The sequence below is a fragment of the Dictyobacter aurantiacus genome, assembly GCF_003967515.1.
In the GTDB taxonomy this organism is placed as follows: Bacteria; Chloroflexota; Ktedonobacteria; order Ktedonobacterales; family Ktedonobacteraceae; genus Dictyobacter; species Dictyobacter aurantiacus.
Genome location: NZ_BIFQ01000002.1, coordinates 1,583,445 through 1,603,806, shown reverse-complemented (window position 1 = coordinate 1,603,806; position 20,362 = coordinate 1,583,445). Strand labels below are relative to the sequence as shown.

Below are 20,362 nucleotides of genomic sequence, written 5' to 3'. Positions count from 1 at the left end.
ATGATTCTCCTGCTTGTGATTGCCTGCCTCACCACTCTGCTTGTGTTCTTTGGAAGCCAGCTGTTGCATGTCTCCGACGTTTCATTGTTCTCCCGTGCTCATGCAGCGATCACGTGCGCATCAACCCATGGAACGCAGCAGGCAGTATGTGAACAGCAGAACCGTTATCAAGAACTTAGACAAACATAGACAAGCTACATTTGCTGTCTTGTTCTTGCTTCGACCAGGGCAGTTTCACCGGGTATTTCTACCCAGCCAGAGCCGTCCTGTCCACAAGCTTTAAATCCCCTGTAACTCAGGGTACTCCTCAGGTCATGCTAACGCAGCCAGATTATACGCCGCGTTCAAATCTCGGTCTAAGACCAGGCCGCAGGCGTGGCACAAAAAGGTTCGCTCACGTAAATCAAGTTCTTCTCGGACCGCTTTGCACCCTGAACAGGTCTTGCTTGATGGCTCCCAGCGAGAAACCAGGACCACCTTGCAACCCGTCTGCTCGGCTTTATAGAGCATTTGACGGCGAAATTCGTAGAAGCCAACATCGGCAATGGCGCGGCTCAATCTTCTATTTTTGAGCATTCCCGAGACGTTGAGGTCCTCTAGCACAATCACAGCGGGCCTCTCACTTGATGACTTGGTTTTCATCACCAACTGCGAGGTCGCTTTATGGAGTGCATCCTTGCGAATATTGCCTATATGGGCATGCAAACGAGCAAGCTTACGGGTCGCCCTTGCTCTATTTTTGCTGCCTTTTTGTTTCCGAGAATGCTGGCGTGATGCCCGTCTCAGCTTTTTCAGGTTGGAACGCAGGGCTTTCGGGTTGGCGATGATCGTGCCGTCAGAGGCAGTCGCCATAGCCTTAACCCCTAGATCAATCCCAAGAGCGGGGCCAGTGGCCAGAACCGGGTCCGAACCGTATTCCTCGACCTGCACGCTCACAAACCAGCGGCCTGCTTGCTCAGAGACGGTTGCCGATAACACCTTGGCGTTTGTTGGGATATACCCGTGCTCGTGCAGTCGTAATGTACCGAGGCGTGGAAGCTGAATACGGTCCTCAAAGACGTGGATCGCTCCCGTCAAGCGAAAAGAGCCAATGCCTCTCTTCTTGCTCTTCCATCGAGGATACCCGAGCTTCCCCCGATATGTGCCCTGGGCCTTGAGTTTTACCTTCCCGAAGAACTGTTTGAATGCCTTCTCCAGGTTGCGCAATGCCTCTTGCGGCGCGCACTTGGAGACGGTATACATCCAGGGAAAATGGGTCTGTTTCAAGGCATTGAGTTCTTTATGCAGGCTCATTGCGCTTGGCGCTTTCCGGCCCGCTTTGTACTCTTCCTCATACCGCTTCAACCCCCAGTTATACGTAAATCGAGAGGCTCCGGCATGCTGCAAACACGCGGTTTTTTGCGCGTTATTCAGGTCCAGCTCGGTCTTGTATCCGCGTATCACCTGCATGTCCGGGGTCCCTCCCTTTCGTTTTTTCGTACTCCTGGTCGATGAGACGTTCTAACAGATCAATCATAGACACATTATTCGTAGCGGCAGCAATTTTGAGTTTGTGTAAAGAATGCCGCCATATTTTCGTGGTAACCCGCTCTTTTTCCATGGAGTCATTGTACCCCATGTACCCCATAACATCAAGGATAAAGGCCATCAAAAGACGAGAAATGGCTACAAAATTTAAAACTAGTTTCCACCCTGTCACACAAGGATGTATGCAAGACAGTCACATCATTGAACTCCAATCCGTCTTCACAGCCCAAAATGAGCTGATTGGCGGCGTCAGTTTCTTGCATTCGGCGATCTGCAAGACCTATTGGATCAGTACACTTGCCTATGCCAGTGCGCAGCAGCAGGTAGCAGCGATAGATGCGGTTATTTCTTTTCAGAACGGCCGAGTAGAAGACGTCAAACGCATAGTCCTCGCAGATGGAAGGCAAACCAGTGCCATCACGGATATGGTTTTTACACTCCCGAACGTTCGCCCAACGAACTGGGCAGGCGCTTTTTTCCTCAAAGGCCAAACACAACCCATAACGATCCCCGTCTAGCAAAGCACAGAGATAATCGAAAGGTACTTACACTATGAGCACCATGGGAACAACACAGCTGTCAGTTCTTCACATCCGCATGGCCATCAAGATGCTACCCATTATAGTCGTATTGTTGCTGATAGGCAGCATCCCTGATATGCTGCTCGCGCCCTCTGCTCACGCAGCAGGAACGATAGCCTGGCCAATTCCAGGGGCTCTGTGCATCCGATCCCACAGCACCACACTATACCAACCAGGATCCCATGATACAGGGATGCTACCAAGACGCACAGACCATCGCATTCCACGAAATCCCTGATGGTCAGGGGCAGATGTTAGCAACTCTCCAGCGGAGATATTCGCCAACCTGCCATAGTGAATGGGGAAGAATTCTCACTTCACCAGACACCCACCAACCCGTCAGCATCACCATCGGAGCGCGTGCCAGCCAGGCATCACCGGGCCCTGTAGCATTCACGGACATGGTTTTTGTTTCCAATCTGAGCCGCGTCTCCGAAATTAAAGGAACGGTCAGCATCAATAGAGTACCACCTGATCAAGCAGGTGGTGCAGGGCTCACCGTGACCCTCCCAACATTGCCCTCTTAACAAAAATAACTTAATCATTTTCCGGTGGTGCTTCTTTTCGAAAAGAAGCACCACCGTGTTTTGCCCTTGTTGTTTTATAGGATATTTTAAAGTACTATTTCATTGATATTTATTAATTCCAATCTTACAATGCATGCTATAAAATCCAATATTGATAAGAAAATGAAATATGCAAGTAACTTTTACATTTAACACAGATGCCTTACAGCGCTCTCGGCACATTCAAATAGGCTTAGGTAAAAAAGCACCTTACAATATTCCTCCAGACCCAATTTATAATCCTGTGCATTCTTTTCATAACAGATATGCTACTCCCGCACCAGGATATCCCTTTTCCCTCGTCACCCTCCTTCATGCTACAGCAGTAAAGAAACTTGGGTATCCAGGGAGTATATCTCGATTTATTAAACGAAGTCTCCTGATTACAGGGGGGTTATATTTAGCGTTAAATCCGAGGCATCCAGACCTAGAAATACGGAAGATTATGGGTGATTTTGCTTCGGGTTTCAGTCATGATTTTGGGGTTGGATTAACTCTGTTAGCAATTTCGGATATGTTTAATATAAATTTTGACAATCTCAATCCAATACGCGTTCAAGGTACTAAAGCTCTAGACTACGCAACATTACTTCCAAACAATCAAGGTCTACTACAAATAGAAGCGAAAGGTGTGACAAGCAATGAAAGTCGCAATAATGCACGAAGAAGCATTTATGCAAAAAAACAATCAAGCCAAAATACTGTAGTGTTGGAATCAGGAAAAACACTTACACATACTCAAGTAATCAAGCTAGGCATTATTGTTCAAGCTGCTTGTCAGAGTAAAACTCCATCTGTAAATTCAAAAAAGAAAGGTCAAACACAGATTCGACGAGGGTTAATTGAAATTATAGATCCAACACCGAACGAAAACTTAAGCAATTTACCAAATGAATATTTCACAGCAAGTAAATATTATCATTATGCCGGGATAGCGCTATTTTCAGGTTTATCCCAGATTGCAGAAGAATTTGTTTTAAGAGCACAATCTTTAATAAAAGGAATCCACAGGGATTTTGAATTACAAAACTTTCGTTTTGATGAGAGGATGCTATGGCAAAGACAAAATCGAACGTTAGTAGGAGTGCGGTGGCAACCAAGCGATATTCCTCTAGGGGCTAATGATGTTTGGTTTTATCAAGCAGCAGATCAAGACATATTACAACAGATTCTTAGATATGGTGAGTTTCCTGAAACTCATGCATACCATCCAGAAATATCTAGCATCGATCAAGGCAACCTTGCAGAGAGCATGCTGCCTGATGGCTCATATTTTGGCATTGGGACATATCAATCGAAGGGATTAACCTTTGAATCCCCATTCTAGGGTATGCGTCAAAGCCGTGCATTGTATTGTTCCTTTTGAGGAATGGGGAATATCGATTTACGCACCCACTCCTCCAGCAGTATTTCGCAGATCTCGAGCTAGAGGCCATGCCAGAACAAGACACAGAGCATGCGCCCGTGCCTCATGAAACACCATAGCCATCTGGGAACACTCCTTGTCCCAGATGGAGAAATCCACAGGCGCAGATGCGCATGGCAACACCGTGCAGCCATAGGCAAGCCATCCAAGAGTGCGTTTCTCATCCAGTACGAACAAGGTAACAGCCCCCCTCACCAGCGGATAGCGGCCTGCTCCTACTCCTGGTGCATAAGATAGCTTGCTCATTCGAGCGATGTATTTCCATTCTGCCCCTTATGCTATACACGAGATCCCTCTCATCTAACTCCTCCATCCACACCCTACCTCTCTGTTGCCTCTCTACTGGTATATTATCTGCCCCTGTTCTCAGAGGACGGATTTTCTATGCTGGTGGTGAGGGAAAAAGTGGAACACGTTCGTGATCCAGATCGCAACGCTGGATGATCAGCAATCCCTGACAGCAACGAACCTACCAATCAGCGAGGCATCTGGAGACATGCACAGGCAGAGGGCAACTCGCCCATGTACAGGAGGTTATGCTTCTATGATCACCCCGAACCAATCACTGGAAGAAAAGCAACTGAGACATCCGGATCCCCGGAATGCATCTATATTAACACTCGTACTGCAGCAACGAGCGATCAGAATCGATCAGATGATGTGTTTCATCACGGCATGCGAGGGAGGATCACAAGGGCATCGTCCATTCCCTTCAAAAAGCAGTATCCATAACCGTATCGAGCATCTCCAACGAGAAGGCCTGCTCAATCTGGAGCAGATTGAGCAGGGTCAACCAGGCTGGATATGGCTCACCAAAAAGGGCGTACGTATGCTTGGTTCAACTGCGCCGTGGAAACGTCCTGGTCGTCATGTGCTCCCATTCCTCTCAGCGAGCAATGCAATTCGCCTTCTGCTTACCGAGCAGTATCCACAGGCAACATGGCGAAGTCGGCAACAACTCAAGGAGGCTGCAACAAAGCCCCGCGAGTCTTTGCTCCCAACAGCAGAGCTACTCACAGACTCGGGCCAACGAATCGCTATTCATGTGATGATCCGCCTGGTAGGAACCGATGAACAGGTTGTGATGCATATATGTGAGCAGCTCGCCCACAACACCGATGATGGAACGCCCTATTATACAGCGCTCTGGTATTATGCCTCAGGCAAGGAAGAACAACGACTGCGAACAGCACGCGCCATCGTTGCCGCCCTCACAACACAGGCGATCGCACGAAAAATCAGCATTATCTCCTCTCCCTTCCAACCACACCAGAGATGGAACCACCCTCACCTCGCTGTTCAGACACATCCCTGCTCAGGAAATGACAATGCGTGCATCTCGATGCGGAAAGGGGAGAAACCATGAGAAATGCCAATACGATCGCTGCACTGCGCATCGGCCTGGCCAGCCCCGAAGATATCCATCGTTGGAGCCATGGTGAGGTCACCAAACCGGACACCATCAACTATCGCACACAACAGCCGGTCAAAGATGGTCTCTTCTGCGAACGCATCTTTGGCCCCACACGTGATTGGTCCTGCGCATGTGGAAAATATCAATACAGGCGTCAGGCTGGCCTCGTGTGTCGCACCTGTGGCGTGGAGCTGGCGCCGGCAACTGTTCGCAGAGAACGGATGGGGCATATTGATCTCGCAGCACCCATCGTGCATCCCTGGTATAAGCGTACCATTGGCCTCCTGCTGAACCTCTCACCCTGGCAAGTCACAGCGCTCCTGGGGTATCAGCGCTCTATCGTCCTCCACATTAATGAAACGCAGCGCAGCCATGAGCACCATCATATCTCAGACACGCAGGATCCAGAGGAGGCGGAAGCATACCAGCACCTGCAGACACTCACGGTTGGTGATCTGCTCAATGTGGAGCAATATCATACCTTATCCTCCCTGTTCCCAGGTGCCTTTGAGGCAAAAACAGGCGCCGAAGCGATGCTTGATCTCTTACGCACGCTTGACCTGGATGCCCTGGCAACACAACTTCACACAGAGATAACTACAGCGGGGATCAATACGAAGAAAGCGATCCGGCGTCTGCATGTCGTTGAGGCGTTTCGCAGATCCAAACAACGACCAGAATGGATGATTCTTACCGCTATTCCAGTTCTTCCGCCTGAACTCCGACCGATTCTTGTCCTGGATGGGGGACGCATAGCCTCTTCGGATTTGAACGACCTCTACCGTCGCGTTCTGCATCGCAATAACCGTTTGAAGCACTTCCTGGAACACAACGCACCGGACACGCTATTAAATAACGAACGCCGTCTCCTCCAGGAAGCCTGCCAGGCGCTCTTCGATAACGCCCATGCAAAAAAAAAGGTGACCGATGCTCGTCACAGGCCATTGAAGAGTCTCACCGATGTGTTACAGGGAAAAGAGGGTCGATTCCGCCGCAACTTGCTCGGAAAGCGGGTGGATTATTCTGGCCGTTCGGTGATTGTGGCAGGACCACAACTCCAGCTGCATGAATGTGGTCTGCCAAAAGAAATGGCCTGTGAACTTTTCAAGCCCTTTCTGATTGGAAAACTCCTGGATCATCACTATGCCTCCAGCCCAAAAACGGCCAAACGCATGGTTGAACGCCGGAACACGCAGATGTGGGATGTACTCGATGAAGTGCTCTTCGAACGTCTGGTGCTACTCAACCGTGCGCCGACGCTACATCGCCTGAGCATTCAAACCTTTCAACCACGGCTCGTTGAGGGAAAAGCCATTCAACTGCATCCACTGGTATGCGCAGCATTTAATGCCGATTTCGATGGTGATCAGATGGCCGTGCACGTTCCACTCTCCCAAAGAGCGCAACAAGAGGCACGCCGTCTGCTGCTCTCAACCCGCAATGTGCGCCATCCCGCCTCCGGTGATCCTGTCATCACCCCGAGTCAGGATATCGTCCTTGGCTGCTTCTATCTCACAGAAGAGCGACCGACTCCCAAAAAAGCTGGACGTCTCTTCACCGATCGCAATGAGGCACTGCTCGCACACGAGGCTGGGTATATCGATCTGCATACCCCCATCATCATACGCATGGGTGATATCCCTGTGTATATGGCCCCTCCTCCTGCAAACCCCGAACATCCAGCACGTGGACGCGTTGAAACGACCGTCGGACGCCTGCTCTTCAATGACATGCTTCCTGAGCCATGCGGGTACCGCAATTATCCTCAGACAAAGGAAACCTTGAAAGCACTGGTTGCCGAATGTCTTTCACAGTGCGGGGAAGAACAAACCGCGCGTCTGCTTGATGACATGAAACGGATCGGTTTTCACTATGCCACCAGGAGCGGCATCAGCTTTGCACTCAGTGATATCACCACCCCACCAGAGCGAGAAACGTTGATTGATCACGGGCGCACACAGGTCGCAGAGATAGATGCTCGCCACCATGCCGGCGAGGTCACCTATGATGAATGGTACCGCCACGTCATTGCCACCTGGACCGCTATTACTGATGAGATCAGCGGAAAAGTAAGCGATGCCCTTGATCCATTTGGCACGATCATGACCATCGTGAAGTCAGGCGCAACCAAGGCCAAGTTTCAGCAGATACGGCAGCTGAGCGGCATCCGTGGACTGATGGCAAGCCCTTCAGGAAAGGTCCTACCGATCCCGGTTCTCTCCAATTACCTGCATGGCCTGCTTGTCTGGGAGATTTTTATCGCGGCATCGGGTGCACGCAAAGGATTTATGGATCGAAGTCTCAATACGGCCATGTCTGGCTATCTGACGCGACGCCTGGTCGAAGCCGGGATGGACGTCATCATCACCCAGGAAGACTGCCGCACCACGGATGGCCTGCTCATCAGCAACGATACGTGTCGCCGGAACGGGCTGCCAGATATGCGCAGCACCATCATGGGGCGAGTGCTGGCGGAACACACAGGGCATGTCGCCGCAGGTACCCTGCTGAACAAAACACTCGTTGATGAACTTCTCGCCACTGGCGTCGAGCACGTCTTCGTCCGTACACCTCTTACGTGCCAGGCAACATATGGCATCTGTCAGCAGTGTTATGGGTCTGATCTGGCGACAGGCACACTCGTTCAAAAAGGCGTTGCCGTTGGTATTCTGGCGGGGCAGGCGATTGGAGAGCCTGGCACGCAACTCACCATGAGAACCTTTCATTCGGGTGGGATTGCCAACAATGCAGCCGACATTACGCTGGGCCTCCCTCGGGTCGATGACCTCTTTGAAGTCCATATGCCAGCGCAAGCCGCGCCAATAGCGGAGCGACATGGCATCGTGGCGACAATAGCCACAGATGCAGGAACAGGCGACTATCTCCTTCACTTCGTATCACCACACGGAGAGCAAGAGGAATGGAGCACCCGTATCCCGCTGAAGCGAAAGCTCACTGTGATGGAGGGGCAACATGTTGTACCAGGAACGCCCCTGGCCGAAGGCCCACTTCATCCCCAGGACATTTTTCAGGTGCTGGGATCGGACATGACCCAACGCTACTTGATCCAGGAAATACAAAAGATCTATCGTGGAACTGGAGCCATCGTGCATGATAAGCACTTCGAGGTTATTCTCAGGCAAATGATGCGCTATGTCCGCGTCACCGATGCAGGCGACACGCATCTTCTCCCGGGCTCCCTCATCGATCGCTTTACCTTCCAACAGTGTGTTGCCGATATCCTCTCCCAGGGAGGTAGTCCAGTAAGAGCGCAACCACAACTCCTGGGGTTAACCACTACCGTTTTACAGACACAGAGCTGGATTGCTGCCGCATCGTTCCAGGATATGAGCCGTGTCCTTGCTCGCGCCGTTATTTTCCACCAGCAAGATCACCTGGTCGGCTTCAAAGAAAGGCTCATCGTTGGGAAAAAGCTTCCTGGATTGAGCTGAAACGAACACCTGGGTAAATAAAGCTCAGAAATACGACAACAAACAAACATTCTTGTCGTGTCCAGCAAACAATGACACTTCTTCTACTCTCATCTATTGCATCACACTGTGATGTATTTTACAGACTATCCAAAAACCCCAGTGTAACATATAGGAAAGTATAGTTATGATCAATAAACCTGTACCACAAAAGAATGAATTTCAATAGGGACCATCCATATAGTGCTCTACTCAAGAAATACACCGATAGATATGCCCCTCTCAGTGAAAGGAATCATAGACATGCCTCAAGACAGCATGCATGCTCGAACCTCTCTGATGATTGCAGGAATGGTCGGACTCTTTATGGCTGTTGTCTTCACGGTTCGGCTCTCTCTCCCAACAATACCACTGCTTGGTCAGTTCTCTCACTTTTCGCTGCCAGTGCGCACAGCCATCATCGCCAGGCTCCTTTCACCGCTATTCAGTTTCCTCCTCACAGGCGGGTGGATCTGGGTGCTTCTGTCACTAGGCGAGCAGTTTTTCTTCTCACGCAAGAACACAGAACATACGCTCCTCGCCACGCCGTCTTCAGATACCACTCATCAACTCCCTCACTCTATAGAAGCACAATTCGTCACACCGCACACACGCCACCCAGAAGCATGGATCAGACAAAAACGTGTAGCGGTCCCTCCACTCTTTCAACTGGATCCAACCGATCCCTGGCAGTGGGACACCCTTCCAACAACACCATTGCCCATGACAAACCCTGACTGGTCTGAGAACGTCAATCACACAGAAGAAGAAACGAACAGCGAGCATGATGAGCATACAGGAACTCCCTCGCCAGAGCAGGCCTTGCCACCACAACCCCTGAGCGCGCCTGCACAGCAGGAAGAACTACAGCATGCAGAAGAACAGCAGAAAGAACTACAGCGCACAGAGGAACCAAAGGAAGCGCAACCAGTATTTTCTCCACAGATACTCAAACAGTCTACTTCGACGCCCACACCAGTTACATTGACACTCCTCAAACAGATGCGCTGCTGGATACAGGCAGATGACGGAACGCAGGTAGAAGTCAAGCTGCGCAAGGGAGAGCACGCGATCCGCCTGATTCAACTTGCCTACATCGCCTGGCGAAGAGGAAATGCCGTCGACCGCGATAAAGTCCTGACCTATGCAATCGCCCGTGGAAAACGGCGCGATATGAATGCCGATCAACTGGGAGAGGTCTTTGACGCGGCCAAACGCTACCTTCGTCAGGATTTAGATCGTGCCGTCAAAGAATTGGAAAAGAATGGCCATCCTGTCACAGGTGACATTGATTTCTTCAGCAACGAGTCTGGATTTTACTCGCTTCACCCATCCTGTCGAGTCATTGACCTTGATAAGATTGAAGAACACTACAATCCGATCAAAGTTGCACGCAAAGAAGGGCTGCTGGATGAAAAGCTTGATGGCACCATGCCGGACTGGGTCATACACGCCTGCCAAAACCTCATCGGTGCCTATCCAGGTGATCTCATCCAATCGCTGCTGGAGAAATTTCCAGAAGAATTTGGCTCCTGGGTTAAAGAGCCTGTGACCCTCTACCGCGACAAGTACCTGGATGCGCTACTGATCATGGCCAACCATGAAAGCGCCCTGGGCAGAAACGTCTTCGACAACAACCTTTCCATAGAACACAACGAAGAGCAACGCAGGCACCATATTGGCAGGGCAGCGCAACTGTTCTATGACTATGCTATGTATTCGATCAACACGCGCTGGGACCAAAAAGTAAAGTTCGCTTATCGAGCTGGCAAAGACGGCGAGCGCGTCATCAGGGCTGCTCGTGCCATGCGGCGCTGTGTCGTCGAGCTGGGCATGCTTGGCAATCCTGACATGATCGACCAGGTCTATCTCGCATTCAAAGAACGCATGTCAACCCTCAGCGAAGGCACCTGGAAGCCAGACAAGGACACCGAAAACGATGTGGCCGAAGCCAAAAAGACCACTAATGCCTATCGCTTCTCATTTCAACGCTCAACCCAGCAACAGGGGCACGTTCAAGCCAGATCCAAAGAGGTCACAAACAAAAGCATGAGCACGCCTCACAGCACCCATTAACAGGTCGGTGGCTTGCGACGGGCTAAAATAAAACCCCGCGTCAAGCTGCCCCTCTCCTCTCTCACTGGTACCCTGCCGCTCCCCTACGGCTCTCCACCCAAGCAACATAAACTCACTATCAAGGGTATGTCGAAGTACGGTATAGCTCGCAGAAATGCCGTATGCACAACAACATTGATACGTTCAATGTCTTGCCCTGACAGAAAACAACTTCATTGCAGGAGCGAAAGGAAAAAACCGATGTCTTTACACAGCAAGCCAAACTACTATCGTCCATTTTTCATCATTATTGCAGGTTCAGCAACCATTGGAGGGTGGTGGCACTGGAAGAATGCACCGAAGAAACAGAGGGAGCGTATTCACGATCACATGGAACAGGTAATGAAGAGCATCGATCTCCTTGCAGGGCACTCAGAAAAGCATGAGGATTCTCAAGAAATGTCACTGCTGCAGGATATGTGTGCCCCTCAAAAAAAATCGTGGGTGCTCTACCATTCCTATGTTTCAGGAAATAACAGAAATGCCTGTAAACCAGGCCATTGGCAAGCAACGTACTGGCTCCAATTTGTTGAGATCATTGAACAGGAGCCACGATGTGCTATTGTCCAGCATAGTGACACCAAACGCTATTACCTGATGACCCAGATTCCTGCAGAACGCCCTCTGCCCTGCGGCAGCTGCATTGCCCCTCATGAGGTATATCGACTACCGGTCCAGGATCGCTATGGCTACTTTGTGTTCGCTTCTCAGCAAGACCTCGATGGTTTTGCATCCTTGCAACATGCTCAAGAGGCTGCGCAAACACTGTCGACTTCACTCTGAACATGCTCCGCTTTCGTGGCCAGTAGACATCTCTTTTTATCCATGAAAGCGGGGCCATCACAGGCTCCATAAGGCGGGATATGTGGCAAACAAAATGGAACCTGTATCCCTGTCTTATGTGCATTTAATCAGTGTCGCGCAACTCCAGCAGAGCAAAGGTCAGCGCATGCAGATCAGAACTTTCAGTATCTAGCGAAAACACACATCAACCATCGCAAATACCTTTGCAATCGTCTCTTCCACAACATCCATTGAAGATGATGCCTACCTGAACTTAGGGATTATTTTTGAGAATGGAGCGCTAACTTCTGATATTTGACTTGTAGTTCTTTGGCCCAATCATCTACTTCGCACAGCGGCATGCGTCTACAATCATATCCCAAAACCTCACGGAAGATGGACATTTCTCGTTCCGCAAATACAACTGTTCCATCCTCGTCTATATGTTCGATGCCATCAAGCATAAGTCCTGCTTCGTTGATATCAATAGCAGCCTGCAACGACATCTTCTCGGGAAGAATAACGTTTACCCCACATCCATCTACATAGACAGGATATCCTCCAGGTAATCCATTCGGGCCAGGAGCGTGAGTAATAATCCCAGTATCATTGACGATTCCGTCGAAAATGACAGCTGCTGAAGCTGCGGTCATGATGTTGCCAATACTACCGCCAATTCGCCTGAGCGTCGATCTGAGTTGTTGAAAAACTGCCGCCTGGTCAATTGTGTCGGTTTTATTCACTCCATTGATGGCAATAGATAACGAGAACGGAACATCCTTCAGTGGGATACGCGACATCCAATAGCTCACATACCGAGACATAATCAGGCGCACATCAACCTGTTCACGTGGCACATTGAGCAGACCAGATACCACTTGCCGAAGCGCAGGAACATTATTCGCCAGATCGCCAACACCCGTTGTCGGTGCCAAACCAACTTTGGCTAGAATAGGATTGACTACATCAGGATAGATCGCATTGAGCACCTGAACCCTCTGTCCTGACATGCTTACCGATTGCATCAACGTATACATCAATGCAAGATGCCAGGGAAGTCGAGGACCAAGTTGGGCTGACAGCAAACGCTTTGACACAGAATCGGGGAGATCCTGAAATACGTCTTTTTTTTGAAGTGTTGCAGCACATACAATGATATCTGGTTGAAAAGCTGCGATGGTTTCTGCCGTTTGCTCTCTATGCTCTAGATCAAGATACGTGCAGGCAACGCCTGGCTCGTAGCCAAGTTGTACAGCGGACAAAAGGGAGAGATTTGTGCGCTGCTGGAGATAGTCCAGGTTTCTTCCCCCGACAAGGAATGAATGGTGTCCGCGAGTGCGAACAAGCAAGTCAAACATGTGGGAGCCAAGATCACCCAAACCAATAAATAAGATGCGTTGTGAAGCCACATTTCCTCCGTACACGAGTGAATCTCACGCATATATCTCTGCCGCAGAAACGATTGAAAGAGACGACATGAGCAACTTTGTTGCATCTATCAAGAAGCAACCTCCATCATAAAGTAGTATATAATTCTTAGAAAGTTCTATTTTGCTATGAAAGGTTCAACAATGGCATCTGCAGCCTCATATCTCTCTGATGCATTTTTGCAAAGACTGGTTGCTGACATCGACGATGAAACGGTTACAGCGATTATTCTTCATGGCAGCTATGCACGTGGAGATGCACATCCTCCGTATAGCGATATTGACATCGTCAGGATCACGCGCGAGACACCTGAACGACCTCAACAAAAACAATTCGTCTGGTATGAAAACTCTCTCCTCAATCTTTCGAGCCGTCCACTCTCTATTTATCGGGAATGGCTACGCATTCCACAAGAAGCTATTTTCCGGGTATCGACCATTCGAGATGCTCACATCCTCCTCGACAAAGAGGGAACGTTTCGTGCATTCCAGGATGAAGTATCTCATTGGACATGGGATCCTCTGCAAGCAGATGCAGATGTGTATGCAAGCAAAATACTTGTCGAGTTATCAGAAATTATACTCAGAACTTTGGGAGCCATCCAGAGAAACGACACGACAATGCTTGTCGAACGCATCTGCCTCCATATTCTTCCGGCAGTGATGGAAGCTGTCGGCGTACAAGGAGGCATTCTTGCCAAAGGCGATCACTACCTCCAACAGGTTCAAGAGGTATTGGGTCTCCAATCAAACTGGACACGATATTATATGGAAGCAGCAGGAGTATTCCCTTGCTCACCTTTCATAAGGCAAAGAGGAATTGCAGCCATTCGCCTCTATCAAGAAACAGTATTCAGACTCATGGAGCATATTCAACCAGAACACCAGGATACTATAAATACATTACTCACCATAATTGATCATGCGCTGCCAAAAAAGGTTCCCTAGATCTATGCGAGCAAACAACTTGAAAGGCACTGGACCCTACCGCTCGCTACCCTACACCTCCCTAACAGCCGCCTACTCCACCACTACCCATCATCTGCATCCTCACTTCTGCGCTCTGCTCAGTAGACTTATCTATGAAAACAAAAAGCTGAGGGCAGATACGCCAGAATCGCGTGTCGCCTGATCTCCACCATGGAAACGCCATATATCCTGGAGAAAGAAGGAGCTACGATGCAACAAACACCACCAGAAAACGCACAAGATCACACTGTTTTCACGCCGATACCGTCGATGTCTGGATCCCAACAACCGCCGCAGGAAGAAAAAACGCCCCCCTCAGGGAAGCAATCGCTGTTCTATACGCAGGAAGATGATCTTGATCTCCATTTGCCTCAGGTGGATGAGCAAGACGACCAGGCAGATCAGAGTTCGCCATTTGTGCTCCCATTCCAGCCTTCCGGAGCAATGCCAACCATGGCAACAATACAGACACATCAGCAGGGAGCAACCAGCACGCCACCGCCAGCAACGACATCACCAGGGAAAAAACGCTGGGGGTCGTTTCAGTTGCTCAAAGTCGTTCTCATCGGAGGCGTTGTTCTCATTACCATCATTGGTGCCAGCTTATTCGTGTTTGCTCAGTCGACTCCTCCTCCAGAAGCGATACACGTCACAAGTACGCACACACCAACGACAAGAGGAACGTCCTCAACAGCAGTATCAAAGCCCACACAACGGCCACCAGCACAAAAAGCAACACCAACGCATCCATCAGCACCACCAGCAACTCCTGCGCCTGCTCCATCACCACAAGGAACACAAGGGCCTGACAATTCACCTGCAGGAACACTTCCATCACCACAACGCCTCAACCAGTTTGGATGGACAAACGCAGGTCTCACGTTAGGAGATGCGCTAGAAGCGCTCCGTACGGGCACCACCTTTACCGATCGAGAGATGAGCTACGACTACCGTAACATCGGAACTCCAGCACACCATAGTGGAACGCTCACCGGCTCAACATTCCTACTCACGCCAGGAGGACAATTCCGCTTTGTCCATAATGACGTGCGCATGATCAACAATACGCTCTACAATAAAATCCAGGCTGGCAAAATCATTCAGCAGGTAGTCAATGCTCAGCCAACTCTCGTTCACTTTCAGGTCGTCCAGGTGCTGGGAAAGCAACACACATTTGCCTGGATCTCTGTTACATTTGAACTGCTTCAATCGAAGATCGATCCAGCCAGCGGCAAACGCATAGAACAACTCCAAACCGACCCTGCTACCGGTCAACCGCTTATCCATCATATGGCGGTGATCTTAGTACGAATCTTGCCACAGAGACAGGGCTCCAACGCCCCAATGGGAGGCACCGGCTGGCTAGTCGATACCTATGAGCTTGATACCAATACCCTGCCAGCTATCGCGATCGATCCCTCCATTTAAACAAGAACTCTGTTTTGTTCCTTCATGGAAAGCAACTTGGCCTCATTGTATGGCGTACCCACATAGAAGAACAGGGCACACCATACAATGAGGCCAATGACAGGAAGCTTAGCATCATGTGAGTTGGTGTCTATTGGAGAGAAGAGGCAGGTTCTGTGCGACGAGGGTAGAGATTCTGGAACAAAGCTCATCGCGCATAGACTGCCAACCCTCTTGCTGGCGTCGCGCATCGTCAAAAGTTCGACAAGCCTGAAGAAAGGCCTCAAACACGGCTGTTCCATACTTCTGATCAAGCCCCCAATCAAGTCGCCCAAGTATGCCCAGGCCAAAGACTCCATCGCTGCGCTCAAAAGCAACCATCCATCCATCTTCAGTCTTCGCACAGGAGCGCAGCCCGGGAGCCAAATGCTCTATCCCCTGTTGTGGCATACATGCCAGTTCCCAGGGCTCCTGCTCGCCATCCTGCGAACGAATGGCTGGTTGCAGAACAGACGCCAGCGCGCTCTGTGCACGGACACGAATCGTATGACGGGTCCAGTTCTCTGGCGGTAGTGTAGTCATCGGCTCGCTCTCTCCAGGAGATTCTCTTCGCGTCCCACCCAACGCACAATTCCACTTTTCCGCACCATCGGCGATCGCGAGCACCGGCATGCCCATGTAGGTCGCCAGTTGTGCCAATGCCATCTCCCACGCAATGGGCCAACTTTCAGAGCCAGGCTCATGTTCATCAGCTTTCCAGACAGTGTACCAGTCAGTTCCCTGTATACCCGCCGGAAGCAACAAGCCATCTATGGACTGCATCAACGACCAGAGCGATTGGTAGGTATGTGTATGCGTTGGGAATGGCCACAGTGGAATCAGAAACACCCGTGCTCGCATGCGTTCGACAGCCCAGACCCCAACCGCATCCGCCATGAGCACAGGTCCTTGACTCTCTTGCTTGACGAGAATCGGAATACCGATAATAGGTTGATACGCTGATGCGCCTTCCACACTCCACACATCACGCGATTGTTCCTGTGATCCATCATGCGTCTCTGCCATCTCCTGTACAGAAACGGTTGATCTGGAATTGGTCGTCATCATCATATCCTTTCACTCAGATCTGAATGTGCCAGAGCGTCACGTGCTGCCCAGATGCACCACCAAGAAGATTGCCTGAAGATGACCAGGCAAGGGCAGTAAGTGGCTCCTGTTTCGGTTGAACCAATAGCGGCTTCATCGTCTGTATAGACCAGATAATGAGCTGCTTATCGTCCCCACCCGATGCCAGCCACCTTCCATCTAGCGAAAATGCCAGGGCTCGCACAGGGTGTGCATGTTTCCGCAGGTGTATTGCACCATCAAGGCACTGGACGCCAAAGGCAGCGGGCACCTGGCGCTGACAGGTTCGTCCATCCCCCCACAGAGCGATCGTTCCGTCGTCTCCACTCACAGCAAGTATCCCTTGTGACGAGAAGGCCGCCGCGCGCAATGGACGCGCGTTCTGGAAATAATAGCCATGCATCTCCTGCCCGCTCAGTGCACTCCACACCCGCGTCACCCCACCATCAGAGGCGGTCGCCACCGTGGTTGAAAGGGTCGCCAACGTTTCAATAGGGGAAGTATGTCCACGAAAGATCTCCTGTGGTTGGTGCAACTGTGCATCCCAGACAATGGCCATCTTATCTGTACCAGCAGAGATGGCTCGCGGTACCGTTTCCTGGGTCCATCCAAGGGAGGTAATTGATGTCGTGTGGTGGACACCATCTTCAGCAAGGAGCTTCCCTGTGTGCGCATCGAAAAAGAAGACGACATTGGCCACCGCAGCCAACAGTTGCGCGCCATCAGGCGACCACGCAAGAGAGCGCACATGCGCAAAAAACTGATGCTGGTAGAGCACTGCTCCGTCCACATTCCACACAAACAGCTTGCTATCATTGCCGCCTGATGCCAGCAGACGTCCATCAGGTGACCAGGTCAGCGTTCTCACCGTTTGCTGATGCTGGTCAAACACCGTACGCAAGGTGATGGGAGCAGATACCGTTGCTGGCGTTTGCACCGATACCTTTGCTGGTGTCTTCATAGGCGGGCGGCGGCTCAAGAGATGTTGGGCAAAGGACGTCGTCATACCAGATCCCAGGCCCAGAAAACTGAAGGAGGCAAGCACGCTGATGAGTGATCGCCGGGAAAGACGCATATCAGCAACTGACACTGGAGTGGTACGACTCCCCTTGCTCCCTTTCGCTTCCAGCTGCAGTTCCTCCAGCTTCACTGGCTCGATACTAAAGGAACTTCCAGAGGGGAAGTCGATGTCTGCGAATCGACCCCTGGTGGGCAATATCCGACCATCAGATGCCAAACGCAGACAATACGGAAGTGGGGAACCATAGGAATCAACCAGGGGATACCCCAACCGAGCAACCAGTGTTGAGACCCATGGGCCAACGGCTGCTTGATCATCTACCCACACCTGAATGCTTTTTGATGCATACGTTCCCTGAAGTGAGGGACGTACAATCACAAGTTGACGCAGTGCCATTCCTGTTTTTTTATTCCTCCTCTTCCTCCTGATACCTGCCAATGCATTCTTCAAAAAGGACAATCAACACGAACAAGTATAAGAAAAGCGAGAGGTAACACAGAGGCAGGGCAGGGGCAGATAGGTGTAGCTACCCGCCCGAACATCATTTAGTGGAAATGGTAGAGCACGCATGAAAACATAACCTAGAAAATGCATGTATTTTTCGAGCAGCGTCTTGCCAGAACAAACATATCCATATAAGCTAGAGGCGAAAGGAAGCAACCATATTTTTAGAGCGAAAGAAAGAGCATTCATGAAGATTCGACAATATCGGCCAGCTGACCAGGGTGCCGTCTGGGCTCTTCATAAAGCGGCCCTCCATGGGACTGGAGCCGATTTGGAAGATGAGCAGTGGGATGCAGATCTGTTTCAGATAGAGGAGGTATATCTTGATAACCAGGGGGAATTCCTCGTTGGCGAGATCGAGAATCGCATTGTTGCCATGGGAGCCATCAAAAAGATAACTTCGACACGCAGTGAAATCAAGCGCATGAGGGTGCACCCTGACTTTCAAAAACGCGGACTGGGGCAGATGATGCTGACACGGTTGGAAGCTCGCGCCATTGCGCTGGGCTATCAGGTACTTCAGTTAGATACCACAACGCTTCAGGTAGCAGCACAACAACTCTATCGCAAAAATGGCTTTGTCCAGCTTGAGCAAACAGAGACCATCAAAGGGCTCACCGTCCTTTTCTTTGAGAAAGATCTTCCAACACTTACCGATGAATAATTGTATAAGAGAAAAAAAGACTCAATTTGACAAAGGGGCCGCATTACTATAGAGTATATTTGGAATCAAACCGCCTTATAAAGAAGGAAGTGTGCTCCATGCGTCTGCCGCGCTCGTACCTCTGCTAGTCCCGCTCTCACCCCTTCATTCTTCATCTATTCCATATGGCATATAAGCAACGGCTGCTGCTAACACGTCATTATCCATCTTGCCAAAAAGCAACAAACAGGAGCACATGGTTATGCAACACACCAACACGGAGCGACCACGCCCATGGTGGGCCCTTCCCGTGCGTAATCTTCCCATCAGTTACGCCTTTTATACGGAGCTTCTCGGTTTCGGTACGACAGCTACGCCACTTCCTGATCACCTCGTGGAGGTCACTGATTTTGGCGGTGATCCTCTGCTTCTCATTGGCCGGCAGGCCAGTGATGTAACGGAATACCTGAATAACCCGCACACGATCATGAAACCAGGGAACACATTGGGTTTCTTCTGCCAGGATCTCGACGCCCAGTTTGCCGAGTGGTCAAAACTCGGGCTCACAGAGATAGAAGAAAACACAGCACCACTGGGTGATCGCGCCCTACTCATTCGAGATCCAGATGGGAACACGCTACGCTTTACGACGCCACGCCAGTGGGCGCCAGAGGAGATCGTCGCCTTATATGCCCAGGGGCCAGCGCGCTTACAGCAAGCATTGGCTGATATCTCTGAACAGGAACTGGACAAGAAACGCTCGGAAGGAGAGTGGACTATTCGCCAGCTGGTGCATCACATTGTGGATGGTGATGATCTTTGGATGCATGCGGTCAAGGCCGCCCTGGCTCGTTCAGGAAGTCAATATCGCCATGATTGGTACACACCAGACAATACCTGCGCTGAGACGCTCGACTATGCTGGGCGAACCATTGAACCCGCTCTGCTGCTGTTTCAGGCCAATCACGAGCATATCTTACAGCTTGTCCAACACCTTCCTGACGCCCTTTCCCGCTTTCTATTATTTGCGGGGCCCGATCAAGAACCCCATCCGTTCACCGTGCAACAGATCCTTTACAGGAGACGAGCGAGAAAGCCCCGTCCATTCATGGCGGGGATGAATCGCCGTTCCTTGTTTGCGGCTTGGGGGGCATGGGTTGGTACGTTGGATCATCCCATGCCAGATAGGTATCAAGCGCCCTCCGAATAATTTCAGCCATGGGTAAATCTTCCTCTATGCTTCTCTTTTCCAGTTGTTTCTTTTGTCGTTCAGTGATGTAGATATTTGTTCGCTCTTTCCTCATGGGGCCTTCTTTTCTTGTTTGACATGGTACCCTATTAGGGTGTATACTATACCATAACAATACAGAAAGGACAAGCACGC

Annotated in this window: 15 protein-coding genes and 1 pseudogene; 11 read left to right on the top strand and 5 right to left on the bottom strand. The window is 50.5% G+C overall.

Annotated elements, in window-relative coordinates; all coding sequences use genetic code 11:
* Positions 1-312: 312 nt before the first annotated feature.
* Entirely contained in the window at positions 313-1,449 is a 1,137-nt protein-coding gene (locus tag KTT_RS31240; protein WP_126601583.1) for an RNA-guided endonuclease InsQ/TnpB family protein, read from the bottom strand.
* A 260-nt stretch (positions 1,450-1,709) separates the two neighbouring features.
* Between KTT_RS31240 and KTT_RS31235 the strand changes: the two genes are divergently transcribed.
* The 7 genes and pseudogenes from KTT_RS31235 to KTT_RS31205 all read left to right on the top strand — a co-directional run bounded on the left by KTT_RS31235 (position 1,710) and on the right by KTT_RS31205 (position 11,882).
* Positions 1,710-2,045: a hypothetical protein gene (locus KTT_RS31235; RefSeq protein ID WP_126601582.1), complete on the top strand. Its 336-nt coding sequence runs from the start codon at positions 1,710-1,712 to the stop codon at positions 2,043-2,045.
* A gap of 239 nt (positions 2,046-2,284) precedes the next feature.
* Positions 2,285-2,635, top strand: a pseudogene (locus tag KTT_RS31230) (DUF2690 domain-containing protein); the annotation flags it as partial.
* A 169-nt stretch (positions 2,636-2,804) separates the two neighbouring features.
* Positions 2,805-4,001: a hypothetical protein gene (locus tag KTT_RS31225; RefSeq protein WP_126601580.1), complete on the top strand. Its 1,197-nt coding sequence runs from the start codon at positions 2,805-2,807 to the stop codon at positions 3,999-4,001.
* A 643-nt stretch (positions 4,002-4,644) separates the two neighbouring features.
* Positions 4,645-5,466: a hypothetical protein gene (locus KTT_RS31220; RefSeq protein ID WP_126601579.1), complete on the top strand. Its 822-nt coding sequence runs from the start codon at positions 4,645-4,647 to the stop codon at positions 5,464-5,466.
* The gene (gene rpoC / locus KTT_RS31215) at positions 5,463-8,966 is read left to right on the top strand and encodes a DNA-directed RNA polymerase subunit beta' (RefSeq protein ID WP_126601578.1); all 3,504 of its coding nucleotides are present in this window, start codon (positions 5,463-5,465) and stop codon (positions 8,964-8,966) included. Before KTT_RS31220 ends, rpoC begins: the two co-directional genes overlap by 4 nt.
* Before the next feature lie 282 nt (positions 8,967-9,248).
* A complete protein-coding gene (locus tag KTT_RS31210; protein ID WP_126601577.1) occupies positions 9,249-11,060 on the top strand; it encodes a hypothetical protein in 1,812 nt (603 codons plus the stop codon).
* A gap of 240 nt (positions 11,061-11,300) precedes the next feature.
* Positions 11,301-11,882, top strand: coding sequence for a hypothetical protein (locus KTT_RS31205; protein ID WP_126601576.1), 582 nt, complete (start codon positions 11,301-11,303; stop codon positions 11,880-11,882).
* Between the two features lie 281 nt (positions 11,883-12,163).
* Here KTT_RS31205 and KTT_RS31200 read toward each other — a convergent pair whose 3' ends face one another.
* The gene (locus KTT_RS31200) at positions 12,164-13,291 is read right to left on the bottom strand and encodes a hypothetical protein (RefSeq protein ID WP_126601575.1); all 1,128 of its coding nucleotides are present in this window, start codon (positions 13,289-13,291) and stop codon (positions 12,164-12,166) included.
* 147 nt (positions 13,292-13,438) lie between these two features.
* On the opposite strand from KTT_RS31200, the gene KTT_RS31195 reads away from it, so the two are divergent.
* Together KTT_RS31195 and KTT_RS31190 are read left to right on the top strand one after the other, a co-directional pair.
* Positions 13,439-14,257 (top strand): nucleotidyltransferase domain-containing protein, encoded by an 819-nt coding sequence (locus tag KTT_RS31195; RefSeq protein WP_126601574.1) that lies wholly within the window; start codon positions 13,439-13,441, stop codon positions 14,255-14,257.
* A 231-nt stretch (positions 14,258-14,488) separates the two neighbouring features.
* Positions 14,489-15,706, top strand: coding sequence for a hypothetical protein (locus KTT_RS31190; RefSeq protein ID WP_126601573.1), 1,218 nt, complete (start codon positions 14,489-14,491; stop codon positions 15,704-15,706).
* Between the two features lie 114 nt (positions 15,707-15,820).
* On the opposite strand, the gene KTT_RS31185 is transcribed toward KTT_RS31190, so the two are convergent.
* On the bottom strand, positions 15,821-16,795 hold the full coding sequence (locus KTT_RS31185; protein ID WP_126601572.1) for a gamma-glutamyl-gamma-aminobutyrate hydrolase family protein: 975 nt from the start codon (positions 16,793-16,795) through the stop codon (positions 15,821-15,823).
* A gap of 10 nt (positions 16,796-16,805) precedes the next feature.
* Positions 16,806-18,227 carry a WD40 repeat domain-containing protein gene (locus KTT_RS31180; protein ID WP_126601571.1) on the bottom strand — a complete coding sequence of 474 codons (1,422 nt, stop codon included), beginning with the start codon at positions 18,225-18,227 and terminating at the stop codon, positions 16,806-16,808.
* A 295-nt stretch (positions 18,228-18,522) separates the two neighbouring features.
* On the opposite strand from KTT_RS31180, the gene KTT_RS31175 reads away from it, so the two are divergent.
* Positions 18,523-18,999, top strand: coding sequence for a GNAT family N-acetyltransferase (locus KTT_RS31175; protein WP_160146259.1), 477 nt, complete (start codon positions 18,523-18,525; stop codon positions 18,997-18,999).
* A 241-nt stretch (positions 19,000-19,240) separates the two neighbouring features.
* Positions 19,241-20,188, top strand: coding sequence for a DinB family protein (locus tag KTT_RS37280; RefSeq protein ID WP_160146258.1), 948 nt, complete (start codon positions 19,241-19,243; stop codon positions 20,186-20,188).
* On the opposite strand, the gene KTT_RS37575 is transcribed toward KTT_RS37280, so the two are convergent.
* Positions 20,085-20,360, bottom strand: coding sequence for a ribbon-helix-helix domain-containing protein (locus KTT_RS37575; RefSeq protein ID WP_307720680.1), 276 nt, complete (start codon positions 20,358-20,360; stop codon positions 20,085-20,087). The genes KTT_RS37280 and KTT_RS37575 overlap by 104 nt on opposite strands.
* Positions 20,361-20,362 lie beyond the last annotated feature (2 nt).

Excerpts from the sequence above, each read along its gene's own strand:
- KTT_RS31240 (WP_126601583.1), bottom strand. The coding sequence starts at position 1,449 with ATGCAGGTGATACGCGGATACAAGACCGAGCTGGACCTGAATAACGCG.
- KTT_RS31235 (WP_126601582.1), top strand. The coding sequence starts at position 1,710 with ATGCAAGACAGTCACATCATTGAACTCCAATCCGTCTTCACAGCCCAA.
- KTT_RS31225 (WP_126601580.1), top strand. The coding sequence starts at position 2,805 with ATGCAAGTAACTTTTACATTTAACACAGATGCCTTACAGCGCTCTCGG.
- KTT_RS31220 (WP_126601579.1), top strand. The coding sequence starts at position 4,645 with ATGATCACCCCGAACCAATCACTGGAAGAAAAGCAACTGAGACATCCG.
- rpoC (WP_126601578.1), top strand. The coding sequence starts at position 5,463 with ATGAGAAATGCCAATACGATCGCTGCACTGCGCATCGGCCTGGCCAGC.
- KTT_RS31210 (WP_126601577.1), top strand. The coding sequence starts at position 9,249 with ATGCCTCAAGACAGCATGCATGCTCGAACCTCTCTGATGATTGCAGGA.
- KTT_RS31205 (WP_126601576.1), top strand. The coding sequence starts at position 11,301 with ATGTCTTTACACAGCAAGCCAAACTACTATCGTCCATTTTTCATCATT.
- KTT_RS31195 (WP_126601574.1), top strand. The coding sequence starts at position 13,439 with ATGAAAGGTTCAACAATGGCATCTGCAGCCTCATATCTCTCTGATGCA.
- KTT_RS31190 (WP_126601573.1), top strand. The coding sequence starts at position 14,489 with ATGCAACAAACACCACCAGAAAACGCACAAGATCACACTGTTTTCACG.
- KTT_RS31185 (WP_126601572.1), bottom strand. The coding sequence starts at position 16,795 with ATGATGATGACGACCAATTCCAGATCAACCGTTTCTGTACAGGAGATG.
- KTT_RS31180 (WP_126601571.1), bottom strand. The coding sequence starts at position 18,227 with ATGGCACTGCGTCAACTTGTGATTGTACGTCCCTCACTTCAGGGAACG.
- KTT_RS31175 (WP_160146259.1), top strand. The coding sequence starts at position 18,523 with ATGAAGATTCGACAATATCGGCCAGCTGACCAGGGTGCCGTCTGGGCT.
- KTT_RS37280 (WP_160146258.1), top strand. The coding sequence starts at position 19,241 with ATGCAACACACCAACACGGAGCGACCACGCCCATGGTGGGCCCTTCCC.